General features: G+C 60.0%; 1 protein-coding gene and 1 pseudogene. One reads left to right on the top strand and one right to left on the bottom strand.

Annotated elements, in window-relative coordinates:
- Positions 1-197: 197 nt before the first annotated feature.
- Positions 198-1,487 (top strand): IS110 family RNA-guided transposase, encoded by a 1,290-nt coding sequence (locus CRJ03_RS03660; RefSeq protein ID WP_104017569.1) that lies wholly within the window; start codon positions 198-200, stop codon positions 1,485-1,487.
- A gap of 202 nt (positions 1,488-1,689) precedes the next feature.
- On the opposite strand, the pseudogene CRJ03_RS03665 reads toward CRJ03_RS03660, so the two are convergent.
- Positions 1,690-2,085: pseudogene (locus CRJ03_RS03665) on the bottom strand (transposase family protein); the annotation flags it as partial.

Raw genomic sequence — 2,085 nt, forward strand, 5'->3', positions numbered from 1 at the left:
GCGCATCGGCCGTGAATAGGCTGTATTCCTGTTGCGCGGCTGCTCGGCGAACTGGATGCCGTAGCACGTCGGGAAGATGCGCCGCTGAGAGGTTATGGCCACGCGCGCAGCCCCCAAGTAGCGCAGCGGGTGGCCATAACCGGGTCTCAGGTCTCAACAGTGGTTTTGCGTAAACCACACCGCTGAGGAGACCGGCTATGACCGCTTTCAATACTACCGTCTCGACCTTGCTGGTCGCCATCGACATTTCCAAGCATCGGCATGAGGTGCTGATCGGCATCCCGGGCAAGAAGCGCCGTCGTCGCATGACGATCACGAATACACTGGAGGATTTCCAGCGCTTGGCCACCGCTCTTGCCAGCTACGAACTGGCAGTGCGGATCGGGTTCGAGGCGACCGGCAATTATCACCGTACCTTGGCGCATCATCTCGGCCATGTCGGGTTTGAGCTGAAGCTCGTGTCCTCCGTCGGATTGGCCCGGACCCGCGAAGCTCTGCACAACAGCTGGGACAAGAACGATCCGAAGGATGCCCAGGTCATCCTGCACATGCTGGAGATCGGCGCGGTGCAGTTCTTCCATGATCCTCTGGTGACCGGCACCGCCGACATTCAGGAGCTATCCAAAACCCACGAGATCGTCTCCCGATCAAAGACCGAGCTATGGCACCGCATTCTGACGCATTACCTGCCCCTATACTTTCCCGAGGCCGAGCGCTTTCACCGCAGTTCGCGGACCGACTGGTTTCTGGCATTCTTGGAGAAGTATCCGACGCCGCACATGATCTCGACCATGAGCCAAGAAGCCTTCATCGCCGATGCCTGGCAGGTGGTCGGTCGTAAGGTCTCCAAAGAACGCCTGCTTTCAGATATTTACGCGACAGCCGTTGGTTCTGTTGGCCTGCCAGTCTCACCGGATTCCGAGGCTGTTCGTATGTTTCGCCTCGTGTTGGCCGAGGGGCGTAGTCTGATCCGGCAACGTGATGAGATCGAGGCCCGGGCCGTCGAGCTGCTGTCCGATCTACCCGACTACCAGCTGCTCACGACCATCCCGGGCATCGGCCCGATCAACGCCATGACCATCCTGGCCGAGGCAGGCGATCTACGCCGTTTCCGGCATCACCGCCAGTTCCTAAAGTTCTGTGGCATGGACCTCGCGACCGTGCAGTCCGGCATGTTCCGCGGGCAGAGCAAAATCTCGAAGTACGGCAATGCCCGGCTGCGCCGGACGCTCTGGATGGCAGGCCAGACGGCCGTGCTGAAGCGGACCAACAGCTTTCGCGACAAGTTCGAGCGCTACATTTCCAAGGACCGGCACAATACCCATCTGCGCCGCAAGGCTTACACCGCCATCGCGGCCAAGATGGCGCGCACCGTACACGCCGTGGTCAAGCACGGCGAACCCTATCGCCCCTTCTTCGAAGGGGTGAGCCCAGGCGGAAGGACCTCTCTCTGTAGCAGCCGTGGAGGCAGACATCTGACCTCGTAGATAATGTTCGGGCCTTCTGCTTGGGATTTGGGATCTCGTATTAAGGACGGTGAGGGCCGCCGCAGCGCGTACCCTGTGTTTGCTATGGAAGAGATCATTTCTTGACGGCAGAACCCGTCTGGGTAAACCTATCAGGGCGTCCGGGGCACCGGATGCCCTATGACCTGCTGACTTAAGCGGCCAGAAACTCCCGACATAGGACGTTGTCGGTCAGGATCGTGTGGACCTGGTAGGGCACGGCCTCGAGCACGTGCTGCAAGAACTCCCATGCGGTGCGCCTGTCGGCCTTCTCGACGAGTTGGGTCACCGCGAACTTGCTTGTTCGGTCAATGCCGACGAAGAGATAGAGCTTGCCCTGGGCGGTCTGCACCTCGGCGATGTCGATGTGCAAAAAGCCGATCGGGTAGCGCTTGAACTTCTGCCGTTTCGGCTTGTCACCGGCCACGTCCGGCAGGCGTGATATGCCATGGCGATGCAGAGAAGACCGCGATAAATTCGGGATTGAGGGCTGGAGGGCATAAAGACAGTCATCCAGCGGCAGCAGCGTGTGCCGCCGGAAGGCAACGATCATGGCCTCCTCTTGCTCACTGAGAACGGT

It is taken from the genome of Roseovarius nitratireducens (genome assembly GCF_002925845.1).
GTDB classification, from domain to species: domain Bacteria; phylum Pseudomonadota; class Alphaproteobacteria; order Rhodobacterales; family Rhodobacteraceae; genus Roseovarius; species Roseovarius nitratireducens.